13 protein-coding genes are annotated in these 15,195 nt (G+C 71.1%); 7 read left to right on the top strand and 6 right to left on the bottom strand.

Annotation, left to right across the window (positions count from 1 at the left end; genetic code table 11):
• Positions 1–30 precede the first annotated feature (30 nt).
• Positions 31–1,161: a S1 family peptidase gene (locus M1203_RS17605; protein WP_374403368.1), complete on the bottom strand. Its 1,131-nt coding sequence runs from the start codon at positions 1,159–1,161 to the stop codon at positions 31–33.
• A 415-nt stretch (positions 1,162–1,576) separates the two neighbouring features.
• Between M1203_RS17605 and M1203_RS17600 the strand changes: the two genes are divergently transcribed.
• From M1203_RS17600 to M1203_RS17585, 4 genes are all read left to right on the top strand, one after another.
• A complete protein-coding gene (locus tag M1203_RS17600; protein WP_249950679.1) occupies positions 1,577–1,786 on the top strand; it encodes a ferredoxin in 210 nt (69 codons plus the stop codon).
• Positions 1,776–3,146, top strand: a complete 1,371-nt coding sequence (locus tag M1203_RS17595; protein WP_249950678.1) for an FAD-dependent oxidoreductase — start codon at positions 1,776–1,778, stop codon at positions 3,144–3,146. Before M1203_RS17600 ends, M1203_RS17595 begins: the two co-directional genes overlap by 11 nt.
• Before the next feature lie 36 nt (positions 3,147–3,182).
• Positions 3,183–4,385 carry a cytochrome P450 gene (locus M1203_RS17590; protein WP_249950677.1) on the top strand — a complete coding sequence of 401 codons (1,203 nt, stop codon included), beginning with the start codon at positions 3,183–3,185 and terminating at the stop codon, positions 4,383–4,385.
• A 105-nt stretch (positions 4,386–4,490) separates the two neighbouring features.
• Entirely contained in the window at positions 4,491–5,222 is a 732-nt protein-coding gene (locus tag M1203_RS17585) for a hypothetical protein (RefSeq protein WP_249950676.1), read from the top strand.
• A gap of 444 nt (positions 5,223–5,666) precedes the next feature.
• Here the strand turns inward: M1203_RS17585 and M1203_RS17580 are convergent, their stop codons facing one another.
• Positions 5,667–6,878 carry a pyridoxal phosphate-dependent aminotransferase gene (locus tag M1203_RS17580; protein ID WP_249950675.1) on the bottom strand — a complete coding sequence of 404 codons (1,212 nt, stop codon included), beginning with the start codon at positions 6,876–6,878 and terminating at the stop codon, positions 5,667–5,669.
• A gap of 68 nt (positions 6,879–6,946) precedes the next feature.
• Here M1203_RS17580 and M1203_RS17575 point away from each other — a divergent pair, with 68 nt between their 5' ends.
• The 3 genes from M1203_RS17575 (at position 6,947) to M1203_RS17565 (ending at position 11,052) form a co-directional block, all read left to right on the top strand.
• The gene (locus M1203_RS17575; protein ID WP_374403243.1) at positions 6,947–7,627 is read left to right on the top strand and encodes a winged helix-turn-helix transcriptional regulator; all 681 of its coding nucleotides are present in this window, start codon (positions 6,947–6,949) and stop codon (positions 7,625–7,627) included.
• Between the two features lie 165 nt (positions 7,628–7,792).
• Positions 7,793–10,342, top strand: a complete 2,550-nt coding sequence (locus M1203_RS17570) for a SpoIIE family protein phosphatase (RefSeq protein WP_249950673.1) — start codon at positions 7,793–7,795, stop codon at positions 10,340–10,342.
• Between the two features lie 71 nt (positions 10,343–10,413).
• Entirely contained in the window at positions 10,414–11,052 is a 639-nt protein-coding gene (locus tag M1203_RS17565) for a uridine kinase (RefSeq protein ID WP_249950672.1), read from the top strand.
• Positions 11,053–11,087: 35 nt separating this feature from the next.
• Here the strand turns inward: M1203_RS17565 and M1203_RS17560 are convergent, their stop codons facing one another.
• The 4 genes from M1203_RS17560 to M1203_RS17545 all read right to left on the bottom strand — a co-directional run bounded on the left by M1203_RS17560 (position 11,088) and on the right by M1203_RS17545 (position 15,162).
• A complete protein-coding gene (locus M1203_RS17560; protein ID WP_249950671.1) occupies positions 11,088–11,987 on the bottom strand; it encodes a carbohydrate kinase family protein in 900 nt (299 codons plus the stop codon).
• On the bottom strand, positions 11,984–12,988 hold the full coding sequence (locus tag M1203_RS17555) for a pseudouridine-5'-phosphate glycosidase (RefSeq protein ID WP_249950670.1): 1,005 nt from the start codon (positions 12,986–12,988) through the stop codon (positions 11,984–11,986). The genes M1203_RS17560 and M1203_RS17555 overlap by 4 nt, the downstream gene beginning before the upstream one ends.
• Before the next feature lie 153 nt (positions 12,989–13,141).
• The gene (fdhA, locus tag M1203_RS17550) at positions 13,142–14,371 is read right to left on the bottom strand and encodes a formaldehyde dehydrogenase, glutathione-independent (RefSeq protein WP_249950669.1); all 1,230 of its coding nucleotides are present in this window, start codon (positions 14,369–14,371) and stop codon (positions 13,142–13,144) included.
• A 245-nt stretch (positions 14,372–14,616) separates the two neighbouring features.
• A complete protein-coding gene (locus tag M1203_RS17545) occupies positions 14,617–15,162 on the bottom strand; it encodes a methylated-DNA--[protein]-cysteine S-methyltransferase (RefSeq protein ID WP_249950668.1) in 546 nt (181 codons plus the stop codon).
• Between the last annotated feature and the right edge of the window lie 33 nt (positions 15,163–15,195).

Raw genomic sequence — 15,195 nt, 5'->3', positions numbered from 1 at the left:
GCCCGGTGAAGGGTCAGGCCCTGTGACGGGTCAGGCGGTGTGGAGTGTCAGGCCGTAGCGGCCCAGGATTTCGTTGATCGGCTGGTACCAGGTCTCGCCGCCGCTGCTGCAGTTGCCCCAGCCACCGGAGGTCACGCCCTGGGCCTGGTCGCCGCTGATGAACGAGCCGCCCGAGTCGCCGCCCTCGGCGCAGACGCTGGTCTTGGTCATCTGGTGGACGGCGCCCTGGCTGTAGTTGACGGTCTCGTTCTTGGCCAGGAGGTTGCCGCAGCGCCAGTGTGTCGTGGAGCCGGAGCGGCAGATCGAGGCGCCGATCGGGGCCTCGTTGGAGCCGCGGACCAGCTGGTCGGAGACGGAGCCCCAGCCGAGGACCACGGGGACGGTCCACCAGCCGCTGCCGACGTTCACCCACGCGTAGTCGTTGTCCGGGAAGGACGAGCCCTGGAAGTTGCCGATGTACGAGCCGTCCCAGCCGCTCACCGACGCGCCGGTCTGGCCGCAGTGGCCCGCCGTGACGAAGCCGCCGTATACGGAGAAGCCGATGGAACAGCGGACGTTGCCCGTGTAGTACGGGTCGCCGCCGACGGTGCCCGCGGCGAAGGTCTGGGGAGCCTGGGCGGTCTCCTTGACCGTGACGGGGCCGGCCTGCCGCGCGCGGTCGAGGAAGTCACGGACATCGTTGTCGTTCTTCTGCGCCGCGACGACATTGACCACGACGCGGTTCGCCTTGGGGTCTACATGCCAGCTGCTGACACCGGCCGGCGCGGAGAGCTCGTCGATCCGCTCCTTGGCCGCGTCGAGCTGCCGCGCGCTGTGCTCGACGAGCCGCACGGTCGCGCCGGTCGCCCGTACGGCGTCGGCCTTCCGCGCACTGGTGACGGTGACGGTCAGCGTGCCGCTGTCCGGGTTGAACCAGGAGCCGCCGTACGAGGCTCCCGCCGCGCGCTTCGCCTTGCTCTCGACGGCCGTCGCTGTCTTCTCCGCGGCCAGCCGTGCCTTGGCCTGACTCTCCGTCAGGCCCAGATCCTTCTGCATGGCGGTGAGCAGACTGGCGGAGGCCGGGGCCTCGGCGGTGGGAGAGGGGGCGGCGGCGGCCGGTGCGAGCCCGGCGGCGGCCCAGGTGCCGAGGAGGAGGAGTGCGGACAGACCCGTGCGTATCACTGTCGTACGTCTCAAGGGATGTGGCCCTTCTGTGTTCCAGCATGGTGGGGGTGGAACAGCAGGCGACTGAGAGCGCTCTCAGGCGGTGCCAGCCGGAGCGTAGCCGAGGATCATGGGCAGGTCCATGCCAAGTGAAAGGATCTGAGGATCCCGTACGGTTCTGAGCCGCCCGGTTCCGGCTGCCCCGAGCCGGGCCGTTCCGAGCCGGGCTTTCGGAGCCGGGCCGTCCGTCCGGAAAGCCGGGTCCGCCGGGCCGTCCGTCCGGAAAGCCGAGTCCGCCGGGCCGTCCGTTCCGGAAATCCTCCGGGTCCGCCGCGCCGTGCCGGAACCCCGGTGGCGTAGTCGGCCGAGCGCCCGGTCCTTCCCGGGGCTAGAAAGAGACCGGACACCGGTGCGCTGGAGGGAGTGGCTCGGGATGCGGTTGGTGGTGGACCTCACGCGCTGTCAGGGCTACGCGCAATGCGTGTTTCTCGCGCCGGAGGTGTTCGAGCTGTTCGGGGACGAGGCGTTGCTGTACAACCCGGCCGTCCCCGACGACCAGCTCGAACGCGTACGTCAGGCAGCGGCGGCGTGCCCCGTCCAGGCCATCTTGGTGGGGGAGGAGGCGAGTGTCGGTGCCCGATGACCTGTGGCACGGGCGGATCGTCATCGTCGGCGCGTCGCTGGCCGGATTGCGCGCCGCGGAGGCGCTGCGCGAGGAGGGCTTCACCGGCTCACTGACCATCGTCGGGGACGAGCTCCATCCGCCCTACGACAGACCGCCGTTGTCCAAGCAGGTGCTGCTCGGGAAGGTGGCCGCGGACGCCACCGGACTGCCGATCCACCGGGACCCGGAGGCGCAGTGGCGGCTCGGGGTGCGTGCCACCGGGCTGGATCCGGTCGGGAAGCGGGTGCTTCTGTCCGACGGCGAGTCCCTGCCCTTCGACCGGCTGCTGATCGCCACCGGGACCCGGGCGCGGCCCTGGCACAACCCGGAGGAGGCCGCCCTCGACGGGGTGTTCACCCTGCGCACCCGCGACGACGCCGCTCTTCTGGCCGAGCGGCTGGCGGCCGGTCCGCGCAGGGTGCTGGTGATCGGCGGGGGCTTCACGGGCTCGGAGATCGCCTCGGCCTGCCGGGAGCGGGGCATCGAGGTCACGGTCGCGGAACGCGGTCCCGCGCCGCTGGTGGGCGCGCTCGGCGGAACGCTGGCGAAGCTCGCGGCCGGCATGCAACGGGCCCACGGCGTGGATCTGCGGTGCGGGGTGACGGTGACGGCGCTGCGCGGGAACGGCCGGTTCACCGGTGCGGACCTGTCCGACGGCAGCCGCGTCGACGCGGACGTGTGCGTCGTCGCCATGGGGGCGATCCGCAACACGGAGTGGATCGCGGACTCCGGACTGGCCGCGGGCCCGCGCGGGGTCGCCTGCGACGCGGGGTGCCGCGTCTTCAACATGTACGGGATCGTCACCGACGACGTCTTCGTGGCCGGCGATGTGGCGCGTTTCCCGCATCCGCTCTTCGAGTACCAGCTGATCGCCCTGGAGCACTGGGGCAACGCGGTCGCGCAGGCCCGGGTGGCCGCGCACAACATGGTGAACCCCGGACCGCGGCGGAGGCCGCACCTCGCGGTCCCGGTCTTCTGGTCGAGCCAGTTCGGGCTCAGCATCAAGTCCGTCGGCGTCCCGACCTTCTCCGACCAGGTGGTCATCGCGCAGGGGTCGCTCGAAGAGCGCCGTCTGGCGATGGTCTACGGACACCAGGGCCGGGTGACCGCCGCGGTCACCGTCGACATGGCCAAGTCGCTTGAGTACTACCAGAACCTGATCGAGACCGCCGCCCCGTTCCCGCCCGGCCCCGGCGCGGCCGATGGTCTCGCGCCGCTGACCGAGTTCCCGGTCCCCTCCAACGTGCCGGATCCCAAGGGGCTTTCCCACGGTCCCACCGTCGCGCTCACCGGTCATCTGCTGGACCGCCGGCTGACCGTGGTGCGGCCCGCCGGTTGACCCCGTCGTCCCTGCCCGTCCACAAGGAGCCCCCGCATGGCCGTCGACAACCTGCTGGAGCGGATCACCGACTACGCCAACCGCCCCGACCCCTACCCGTTGTACGCGGAACTCCGCGAGGCGGGCGTGGCCCGGCAGCAGGACGGCAGCTACCTGGTCGGCACGTACCACGACATCGCCGCCCTGCTCCACGACCCCCGGATCAGCGCCGACCCCCGCAATCGCCCCGCCGCGTCCGGAGGCTGGGCCGAGGAGGGGCCCAAGCCGCCGTTCCTGCGGCTCGACGACCCCGAGCACCAGAGGCTGCGCGGTCTGGCCATGCGGCCGTTCGGCCCACCGCACAGCCCGGGCCGTGTCGACGGGATGCGCGGCGAGATCGCCCGGATCACCGAAGAGCTGATCGAGACGCTCAAGGACCGTCAGCAGATCGACATCGTCGACGACCTCGCCTATCCGTTGCCCGTCACGGTCATCTGCCGACTGCTCGGTGTCCCGCGTGAGGACGAGCCGCTCTTCCGGACCTGGTCCGACGCGATCATCGCCTCCGCCGATGTCAGGGCGGAGAAGGACGCCGGCCCACCGGAAGAGACGGGCCCGAAGGCGCGGGCGGAGATGGGCGGATACCTCCTGGACCTCGCCGGGCAGCGCCGCGGCCACCCGACGGACGACATGCTCTCCGCCTTCGTCAACGAACCGGACCCGGCCAAGCGGCTCACCGACGAGGAACTGGCGGCCACGGCCGTACTGCTGCTCATCGCCGGCCATGAGACAACGGTCAACCTCATCACCAACGGAGTGCTCACCCTGCTGCGCCACCCCGACCAACTGGACCGCTTGCGCCGGGAACCCGGCCTGCTGCCGAGCGCGGTGGAGGAACTGCTGCGCTACGAGCCTCCGGTCCATATGCGCGAACGCGTCCCCCTCGCCACTATCGAGGTCGCGGGCACCACCATCCCCAGGGGGACAACGCTCGTGCTCGCGCTGGCCGCCGGCAACCGGGATCCCAGGCGGTTCCGCGACCCGGAGCGCTTCGACCCGACCCGCCAGGACAACCAGCATCTCGGTTTCGGCAGCGGTATCCACCTCTGCTTCGGCGCACCGCTGGCCCGGATCGAGGCCCAGATCGCCCTGGGCGCACTGATCCCCAGCCTCGGGACCGCGCGCCTCCTCCAGGACCCGCCCCCCTACCGGCGCAACGCCATGCTGCGCGGGCCGCGCCATCTCCCCATCGAACTGTGAGGAGTTGACGGATCGGCAACTCGGGTATCCGGGCAGGACGTTGAGGCTTTCGGCGGTCCGGTAATTCGTTCGATGGCGGGTGTTTGCCTTGCTAACGTCCCTGTTGTGGCGAAACTCAATCAGATCATCGCAGTGGAGAAGGGCGTCAAGTCCAAGGCGCATCAGGACCTGACGGCGGCTCATCATGGCCTCCAGAAGCCGGCGCTGCTGGCCGGTATCTCGCGTACGTACCAGACCAAGGACGAGGAGGGCGAGCAGCTTCCGCCCGAGTCCACCCGGGTCCAGGTCAAGGCCGAGGACGTACTGCGCGAGACCGCGAAGACCCTGACGCGGCTGTTCGATGTGACCGCCACCAAGGACTGGGCGAACTGCACGGCGCGCGCCGATGTCACCGTCGACGGACGGGTGCTGGTGAGCGACGTACCCGTGGCCTATCTGCTCTTCCTCGAAAAGCAGCTGACGGATCTGAACACCTTTGTGCGCAAGCTGCCGGTCCTCGACGCGTCGGAGTCCTGGAGCCAGGACCCGTCGACCGACGCGTGGAAGACGGAGGCGGTACGGACGCTCCGTACGAAGAAGGTCCCCCGTAACCATGTGAAGGCCGAGGCGACGGAGAAGCACCCGGCCCAGGTCGAGGTGTACTACGAGGACATACCGGTCGGGTACTGGACCACGGTGAAGTTCAGCGGCGCGCTGCCGGCGCGGCGGGTGAACGAGCTGCTCGACCGGGTCGAGAAGCTCCAGCAGGCGGTCAAGTTCGCCCGTGAGGAGGCCAATGGCGCCGAGGTCACCGACCAGCGGGTGGGGGACGCGGTGTTCGGCTACCTGTTCGGGTAGCCTCAATGATTCCCCGGCCTGCCCTTGAGGGCGGCCGGGGTGCGCGAGGAGCGCAAGCTGAAACTGAGGCTTGTCGTGATAGCGCGGTTCCAGTGGAGGTTCGAGCCCTCCCCGCGGCACATCCGCACGGATGGGCGGGCCGCGGTAGCCCAATTGGCAGAGGCAGACCGCGATCAATCTCAGACTCTTGCTCCAGACTCAGCATTCGCCGCCGATCGCCGGATCGAACGGGCCCAGGCCCCGGACGTCGAAATGCCGGTTCAAGTCCGGCCTGCGCAGCTCGATGCGCGGTGGTCCAAAGGCAGGACGCGGCGACTTCATGACTGACCTGGGTTCTTAAACGTGCCGGCGTGCCCGATGGGCGGCATCTCAGGGCCCGGGGGCCGGCTACGCCCCCGGGTCCGCTCCTTTGCCCGTTGCCCGTTGTCCGCTGTCCGTTGTCCGTCATTGGCGGTAGCCGCTCAGGAAGCGGCCGATCCGGCTGATGGCGGCGTCGAGATCGTCCGCGTAGGGGAGCGTCAGGATCCGGAAGTGGTCGGGGCGCGGCCAGTTGAACCCCGTTCCCTGTACCACCTGGATCTTCTCCCGCAGCAGCAGATCCAGCACGAACCGCTCGTCGTCGTGGATCCTGTGCACCTTGGGGTCGAGCCGGGGGAAGGCGTACAGCGCGCCCTTCGGCTTCACGCAGGACACCCCGGGGATCTCGTTGAGCTTCTCCCAGGCGCGGTCGCGCTGCTCGTACAGCCTGCCGCCCGGCGCGGTGAGGTCCTTGATCGACTGCCGGCCGCCGAGCGCGGCCTGAATGGCGTACTGCGCGGGCGCGTTGGGGCAGAGCCGCATCGAGGCGAGCATCGTCAGGCCCTCAAGATAGCTGCGGGCATGCTGCTTGGGGCCGGTGACGACGAGCCAGCCCGAGCGGAAACCCGCCACGCGGTACGTCTTCGAGAGTCCGCTGAAGGTGAGGACCACCAGATCGGGGGCGAGGGCCGCGGCGGTGTGATGGACCGCGTCGTCATAGACGATCTGGTCGTAGATCTCGTCCGCGAACACCATGAGCTGATGACGGCGGGCGAGATCGAGGATGCCCTCGACGATCTCGCGCGGATAGACCGCGCCGGTGGGGTTGTTGGGGTTGATGATCACGACGGCCTTCGTACGGTCGGTGATCTTCGACGCCATGTCGTCCAGGTCCGGATACCACTCCGCGGACTCGTCGCAGAGATAGTGCACGGGACGGCCGCCCGCCAGCGTCGTCACGGCGGTCCAGAGCGGGAAGTCGGGGGCCGGGATCAGGACTTCGTCGCCGTCCTCCAGGAGCGCCTGCACGGCCATCGAGACCAGCTCGGAGACGCCGTTGCCGAGGAACACGTCGTCGACCGTGACCTCGGGCAGTCCCATGGTCTGGTAGCGCTGGGCGACGGCACGGCGCGCGGAGAGGACACCGCGCGAGTCCGTGTAGCCATGTGCCGTCGGCAGCATCCGGATCATGTCCTGGAGGATCTCCTCCGGCGCCTCGAACCCGAAGAGCGCGGGGTTGCCCGTATTCAGACGCAGCACGCTGTGGCCCGCCTCCTCCAGGGCGTCGGCGTGCTCGATCACCGGGCCGCGGATCTCGTAGCAGACCTCGCTGAGCTTGCTCGACTGCCGGAATTCCATGCCGTGGCCTCCCAGACCTTGGTGCGATACTTGGTTTTACCAAGTCCGAGCTTGGAAAGTCCAACAACATGTCTAGAATCCGTCACATGTCACGTCGCCGAAGCTACGACCAGTACTGCGCCACCGCCCGTGCCCTCGACTCCGTGGGTGACCGCTGGACCCTGCTGATCGTCCGGGAGCTGCTGGCGGGCCCCCGCCGGTACACCGATCTGCACGCCGATCTGCCGGGTGTCAGCACGGATGTGCTCGCCTCCCGGCTCAAGGACATGGAGCGGGACGATCTGGCCCTGCGCCGCAAGCTGCCGCCCCCGGCCGGGGCGTATGTGTACGAGCTGACCGAGCGCGGGCGGGGGCTGCTGCCGGTGCTCACGGCCCTGGCGGAGTGGGGCGCGCCCGCGCTGGAGGAGCGCAGGCCCACCGACGCCGTACGGGCGCACTGGTTCGCCGTACCGCTGCTGCCGGTGCTGGACGGGCTGTCGGGCCCGGCGGGCTCGGGTGCGGGCGGTGGGTCGGGGGAGGGCGTGGTGGAAGTCCGGCTGGACGAAGGGGCGTTCCATGTACGGCTCGGAGCGGGCGACCCGGTGTACGGCGACGGGCCGGCGGAGAGTCCGGACGCCCGTCTCGTGCTCGACGCCGACACCTGCCGCGAGCTGAGCGGCGGCGCGCTGACGGTGGGGGACGGAGTGCGGGAGGGGCGGATCGAGGTGTCGGGTGACGGGCCGCTGGCCAAGGTGCTACGTGGCGAGTGAGCGGGCGGGAGTCCGTCCCTTCGCCATGGAAGGTGACAGAAATAGCATTATTCGTCACCGATGTCATACTTGGAGGGTCAGTAGCCACTGGAGCCACTGGAGGCCCGCCGGGGCCGGGACCTTGCTCCCCGGCGCTCGGGTCCGGGCAGGGTGAGATGAGCGACGATGAGGCGACCGGACTCCGGGCGGGACGACCAGCCCGTCCGGTCGAACGATCCCCCGGAGGCCGATCTCCACGAGACCGATCCGTTTGACGAGGCGGCCACGGCGAAGGCGGTCATCGACGCCCGGGGCACCGTAACGGAGTGGAGCGAGGGTGCCCACAGGCTGCTCGGCCACCGGCCGTCGGAGATCGTCGGACGGCCCGCCGCCGCACTGCTCGCCGACGGGGCGACGGCGCTGTCCCGCACCGGCGCGCTCGATCCGGCGACGCTGGACCCGGCCGCCCTGCCGGACAGATGGAGCGGGACGGTGACGCTGCTGCACCGGAACGGGCAGCGGCTGGACGTACGGCTGCTGGCACACCGCCTGACGACGGACGCGGGCGCCACCGATTGGCTCCTCGTCTCCCCGCTGGCCCGGACGCACACGGGCCCGCACTCCGACGGCCCGCAGCTGTCCGAAGCCGAATTCATGCAGTCTCCCTGTGCGATGGCCATCTACGACACACATCTGCGGCTGCGGCACGTGAGCGGGGACATGGAGAGCCTGATGGGCCTCCTCGGGGACGACGTGCGCGGGTTGCGGCTGCCCGAGGCCATGCCCGCCCCCGAGGTCGACAACATCGAGCGGCACATGCTGCGGGTGCTGGAGACCGGCGAACCACAGCATCTCGAATCCTCGCTGCGGCTGCCCGGCCACGACCGCGAGTTCGCCTGGGCGATCTCCATCGCCCCGCTCTGGGACGCCGAGGGCCGGAAGAGCGGGGTGGCCTCGGCGGTACACGACAGGACCCGGCAGAACCGCGCCCAGCAGCGGCTGCTCCTGGTGAACGAGGCCAGTACGCGCATCGGCAGCGCCCTCGACGTCGCGAGCACCGCGCGGGAACTGGCCGATGTCGCGGTCCCCGCGCTCGCCGACTTCGTCACGGTCGATCTGCTCCCCGAGGACCCCAGAGGCGGCGCGGAACACTTCACCGGCCCGCGGCCCGGCCAGGTGAGACTGCGGCGCGTCGCCCTCCGGTCCGTCCTGGAGGGCGCCCCCGAAGCCGTGGTCGAGGTGGGGGACATCTCCTACTACCCGGACAGCTCACCCCCCGCCGAGGCCCTGTTCCTCCAGCGCGGCGTCATGAGGCAGGTGACGGACTCCTCCGTGGCCCGATGGGAGACGATGGACCCGAGGCGCGCGGCCAAGATGCGCGCGTTCAGGTTCCACTCGCACATGGCCGTCCCGCTGCGCGCCCGCGGCACCATCCTCGGCGTGGCCACCTTCTCGCGTCATCGCAGCCCGGCCCCCTTCGAGCTGGACGATCTGCTGCTCGCCGAGGAGATCACGGCGCGGGCCGCCGTATGTATCGACAACGCCCGCCGCTACACGCGCGAACGCGACACGGCGCTGGCCCTCCAGCGCAGCCTGCTGCCGCGCGCGCTGCCGGAACACGCGGCGGTCGAGTTCGCCTTCCGCTACCTGCCCGCCGACTCGGGCGCCGGGGTCGGCGGCGACTGGTTCGATGTGATCCCGCTGTCCAGCTCCCGGGTGGCCCTGGTCGTGGGCGATGTGGTCGGCCATGGCGTCCAGGCGTCGGCGACGATGGGCCGGCTGCGTACGGCCGTACGCACCCTGGCCGATGTCGATCTGCCACCCGATGAACTGCTCACCCACCTCGATGACCTCGTCAACCATCTGGCCGCGGAGGCGTCGGGCGGACAGGCCCCGGGCGCCGCGGCCGAGGGGGCCGGGGATGTCGGCGCCACCTGTATCTACGCGGTCTACGACCCGGTGTCCCGTCGCTGCTCCCTGGCGCGCGCCGGACATCCGCAGCCCGCGATGGTCACCCCGGACGGCACCGTCTCCTTCCTCGACCTGCCCGCCGGGGCGCCGCTCGGCCTCGGCACTCTGCCCTTCGAGTCCGTCGAGGTGGAACTGCGGGAGGGCAGTGTGCTCGTCCTGTTCACCAACGGCCTCGTCGAATCGCGCGAGCGCGGCCTCGACGAGTCGTTCGCCGCGCTGCGCACCGCTCTCTCCCACCCCGCCGCGCCGCTGGAGGACATCTGTGACAACGTACTGAAGGCGCTGCTTTCCGGCCGCCCCGCCGATGACGTCGCCCTGCTCCTCGCCCGTACCCGCGCGCTCGACGCGAGCCAGGTCGCCACGTGGGAGCTGGACTGCGATCCCGCCGGCGTGGCCCAGGCGCGCAGGGACGTCGCGGGACAACTGGCCGCCTGGGGGCTGGAGGACGCCGTCTTCACCACGGAACTGGTGGTCAGTGAACTGGTCACCAACGCCATCCGCTATGCCCAGGCCCCCATCCAGCTCCGGCTCATCCATGACCACAGCCTCATCTGCGAGGTCTCGGACGGCAGCAACACCGCCCCGCATCTGCGCCGGGCCCGGGTGTTCGACGAGGGGGGCCGCGGACTCCTGCTCGTCGCCCAGCTCACACGGAGCTGGGGCACTCGCCAGGGCTCGGGCGGCAAGACCATCTGGGCCGAGCAGGCACTTCCCGTGGCTGACGGGGTCGGCATCTGGGATGTGCCGGACGTGGCTGACATCTGAAGGCGGGGCGGGGCGGGTCGGGTACGGGGCCGGCCCGCCATGACCGCGCGCCGCTGGACGATGATGGTCGGGTGCGACTCGAAGCGATCACCTGGCAGCGGCTGACCGAGGCCGTCGCCGAGCGGGTGCTGGAGACCGGGGCGGCGGACGGCGGCCCCTGGCTCCGTGTCGCCATCGACGGAGCACCGGCCGCCGGGACCGGGGAGCGGGCCGACGCGCTCGCCGAGGCGCTTCGGATACGCGGCCGGTCGGTACTGGTCATCGGCACCGGCGGATTCCTGCGGCCGGCGTCGCTGCGGTACGAGTACGGCCGCGAGGATCCGGAGACGTACTACAGCGGCTGGTTCGACACGGGGGCGCTGTGGCGGGAGGTCTTCGGGCCGCTGGAGCCCGGCGGCACCGGGCGGGTCCTGCCCGATCTCTGGGACCCCGCCACCGACCGGGCGACCCGCAGCCCGCACAGCGAACTCGCGCCCGGGGGTGTGCTGGTGCTGCACGGTCCGCTGCTGCTGGGGCACTGGTTCCCGTTCGACCTCACGGTGCATCTGCGGCTGTCACCGGCCGCGCTCCGGCGCCGTACCGACGAGAGCGAACGGTGGACACTTCCCGCCTTCGAGCGCTACGAGCAGGAGGTGGATCCGGCCGAGGCCGCCGATGTGGTCGTACGGACGGATGATCCGCGCCATCCGGCGTGGGGCGGCCTCGCGTAGCGGCTTCGGCGGGGCGGCCTCGAACAGCGGCTGCGTCAGGGCCGGCCGCCCACCGTCGCGACCGCCCGTGCCCCCGCCCGGCAGCCCGCTGTCGCGGCCGCCACCGGGTCCGCCCCCGCGAGCCGGGCCGCGAGGAACGCGCCCGTGAAGGCGTCGCCCGCGCCCGTCGAGTCCCGGGCGCGGGCCGGGACCGGCGGTACCCGGGCCGTGACGGCCCCCGCCTCCGCCACCAGCGCGCCGTCCCCGCCCAGGGTCACCACCGCCACCCCCGCCCGACGGCTCAGCGCGGCGGCGGCATCCGTCGCGTTCGTCAGCCCGGTGAGGAGCCTGGCCTCGTCCGCGTTCGGGAGCAGTGTCTCCACGCCCTCGACCGCCGTCAGAAAACGGTCCACGCCCAGCTCCTTGATGAAACCCGCCGAGGCGGGGTCCACACTCACCGGGACGCCCCGCTCCTCAGCCGCTTCCCTCGCGGCGAGCGCCAGTTGACGGCTGGTGTCCGCGAAGAAGAGATAGCCGGAGAGATGCAGCCGGCCCACCCCGTCCAGCAGGGACGGTGACCAGTCGGCGGGAGACAGCCGCAGCGCCGCGCCGCTGTCGGTGAGCAGGGTGCGCTCGGCGGAGGCGTCGACCAGGCAGATCACCGTCGCGGTCGGCACGAGGTCGTCGACGACGAGATGGGTACGTACCCCCGCCCGCCGCAGCCGCTCCTCGTGCCACTCCCGCGCTTCCGTCCCCACCCGTGCCAGCAGCCGCACCTCCGCGCACCCGGAGTGCGCCGCCCAGCAGGCCGCGTTGGCCCCGGCGCCGCCGGGCAGCGCCCGGATCTCGGCGGCCGTGTCCGTACCGTGCGCGAGCGGGGTGCCGTACCGCGCCACCACATCGGTGACCACATCCCCGATCACCAGCAGCGCACCGCCTCCGGCACCGGTGCTCATCCGTCCCCCGTGGTCCGGCCCTGCGCGGTCCGGCCCTGCGCGGTGGGGCCCTGCGCGGTGGGGCCCTGCGCCGACCGTGCCGCCGCGATGCGCGCCGCGAGCCACACATTGCCGCGCACCGCCGCGAGGTTGGCCTCCAGCGAGGCGCCGCCCGTGCGGCGCATCAGCTGGTCGAGCAGGAACGGGGTGACGGCCTGGCCGCTGATTCCCCGCTCATGACACTCCGTCAGCGCCTCCGCGAGCACTCGGTCGTGCTGCTCCGGATCCAACTGCTCCGCTTCCGGCACGGGGTTGGCGACGATGAGCGCCGACTCCGGGCCGCCGAGCGCGTCCTGGGCGTCCATCACCGCCGCGACCTCCTCGGGCGTGCGGACCGTCCAGTCGACCGGCTCACCGGACGAGGTCAGATAGAAGCCGGGGAACCGGTCGGTGCCGTAGCCGAGGATGCCGACACCCAGCGTCTCCAGCCGCTGGAGCGTCGCCGGTACGTCGAGGATCGACTTGACGCCCGCGCACACCACGGTGATCCGGGTCCTGGCCAGCAGGCGCAGATCGGCCGACTCGTCCTGGGTGTCGGTCCAGTCGCGATGGACCCCGCCGAGACCGCCCGTCGCGAAGACCCGGATCCCGGCCCGCGCGGCGAGGAACGCCGTGGCGGAGACGGTCGTGGCGCCGCTCGCCCCCGCCGCGAGCGCGGGCGCCAGATCGCGATGGCCCAGCTTCCGTACGGAGTCGTCCTGGGCGACCCGTTCCAACTGGTCCTTGGACAGGCCCACCCGGGGCCGGCCGTCCAGCACGGCGACCGTGGCGGGTACGGCGCCGCCGGCCCGTACGAGCGCCTCCAGCTCCGCCGCGACCGCCAGATTGCGCGGGCGCGGCAGTCCGTGCGCGATGATCGTCGACTCCAGGGCGACCACGGGACGGTGCGCGGCGAGCGCCTCCCGTACCTCGGAGGAGAGCTGCGAAACCTCGGGGAAGAGCTGCGAAGTGATGTCTGGCATGTCCCCATCCATGGCACATCCCGCGCGGACGCAAACGTCGACGCGCGGGTGAACGGCGCTACTGCGACGTTCCCTCCTCGGGACGTGCCCGAGGAGGGCGCGGTGCCGACCGCGCCCTCCACCGCTCGGGAATCACTCCCGCTCGGGAATCACTCAGGCGGCCACCACGCCGTCCAGCGCTCCATGCGGATTGAGCACGTACTTGCGGCTGGCGCCGTGGTCGAACTCCTCGTAGCCGCGCGGGGCGTCCTCCAGCGAGATCACCGTGGCGTTCACCGCCTTCGCGATGTGGACCCGGTCGTGCAGGATCGCCATCGCCAGGCCCCGGTGATACTTCATCACCGGGCACTGTCCCGTGCTGAACGTGTGGCTCTTCGCCCAGCCCAGGCCCAGCCGGACCTTGAGCGTGCCGGTCTTGGCGTCCTCGTCGATACCGCCCGGGTCGTCGGTGACGTACAGCCCCGGGATACCGAGCGCGCCGCCCGCCCTGACGGCACCCATCAGGGAGTTGAGGACGGTCGCCGGAGCCTCCTTGGAGTCCTTGCCGTGCGCCCGCGCCTCGAAGCCGACCGCGTCGACCGCGGCGTCGACCTCGGGCACGCCCAGGATCTGGGCTATCTGGTCCTCGACCGACCCCTTGGTGAGGTCGACGGTCTCACAGCCGAAACTGCGGGCCTGCGCGAGCCGTTCGGCGTTCAGGTCGCCGACGATGACGACCGCCGCGCCGAGCAACTGCGCCGAGGCCGCCGCGGCCAGACCGACAGGTCCCGCGCCCGCGACATACACCGTGGAACCGACGCCCGTGCCCGCCGTCACCGCGCCGTGGTAGCCGGTGGGGAAGATGTCCGACAGCATCGTCAGATCCAGCAGCTTCTCCAGCGCCGCGTCCCGGTCGGGGAAGCGGAGCAGATTGAAGTCCGCGTACGGCACCATCACGTACTGCGCCTGTCCGCCGACCCAGCCACCCATGTCGACGTAGCCGTACGCCGCGCCGGGACGGGCGGGATTGACGTTCAGACAGATACCGGTCTGGCGCTCCTTGCAGTTACGGCAGCGGCCGCAGGCGATGTTGAAGGGCACCGACACGACATCGCCGACATCGATGAACTCGACGTCGGGGCCGCGCTCGATGACCTCGCCGGTGATCTCATGGCCGAGAACCAACCCCTCGGGGGCCGTGGTCCGGCCGCGTACCATGTGCTGATCGCTGCCGCATATGTTGGTCGCGAGCACCTTGAGGATGACGCCGTGGCGGCATTTCCGGCCCACGTTCGCGGGGGCCACACCCGGCCCGTCCTGAAGTTCGAGCGTCGGGTAGTCGGTGGTCCTCACATCCACCTCACCCGGCTTGATGTACTCGACTGCCTTGTTTCCTCCGCTCATCCTGACTCGCCGTCCCTTCGGCTCTTCTCGTCCAGCGGATGACTCGGCCTGTGTGCGATGGAGTCGGCTACCGCTCGGGCGGTCCGGCCGAAGTGCCTGCCGGTACGGGACGCCGGGGACCGACGTCCACTGCCCGCCGGGCCCTACGCGCGGTGCTCTCCACACATAAGCCTAAGCCCGGCACGCAAAGCGGACAAGTGTCGGTATATGCACACGATCCGACCAGTTCGGGGTGCTGGTAAGAGTCAGAAGAGCGGTTCCGGGAGCACGCCTTCCAGGGCCAGCAGCCGCCGCTTCGTTTCGAGGCCGCCCCCGAAGCCGCCTATCCCGCCATCGCTCTCCACCACGCGATGACACGGCACCACCACGGGCAGCGGATTGGCACCCATCGCCGCGCCGACCGCCTGCGCGGCCCCCGGCTGCCCCACCCGCTCGGCCAGATCGCCGTACCCGACCACCGTGCCGTACGGGACGCCCGTCGCCAGCTCGCGCAGCACCTGCCGGTTGAAGCCCGTGGTGAACGACCAGTCCAGCGGCAGCCCGAACTCCCGCAGCTCGCCCGCGAAGTACGCGGACAGCCTGCGTATCGGCTCGGCCAGCAGCCCCGACGCCGACTCGGCGGGCTCGGTGCCCAGCCGGTCCCTGAGCTGTCCGAGCGCCTGCTCCCGCACCGGCCCGTGGGCATGGAAGACCACGCTCACCAGCCCCTGGCCGGTGGCGGCCAGCAGCAGTGGCCCGATGCCGGTGGACACGACCGTCCATTCCACCGGCGACTGCCCGTAGTTGTTCATGCCGACCACGGTACGGGCCACCACTGACAACGG

It is taken from the genome of Streptomyces sp. 35G-GA-8, from assembly GCF_023534745.1.
Classification (GTDB): domain Bacteria; phylum Actinomycetota; class Actinomycetes; order Streptomycetales; family Streptomycetaceae; genus Streptomyces.
This window is presented reverse-complemented; position numbering and strand designations above follow the sequence as displayed.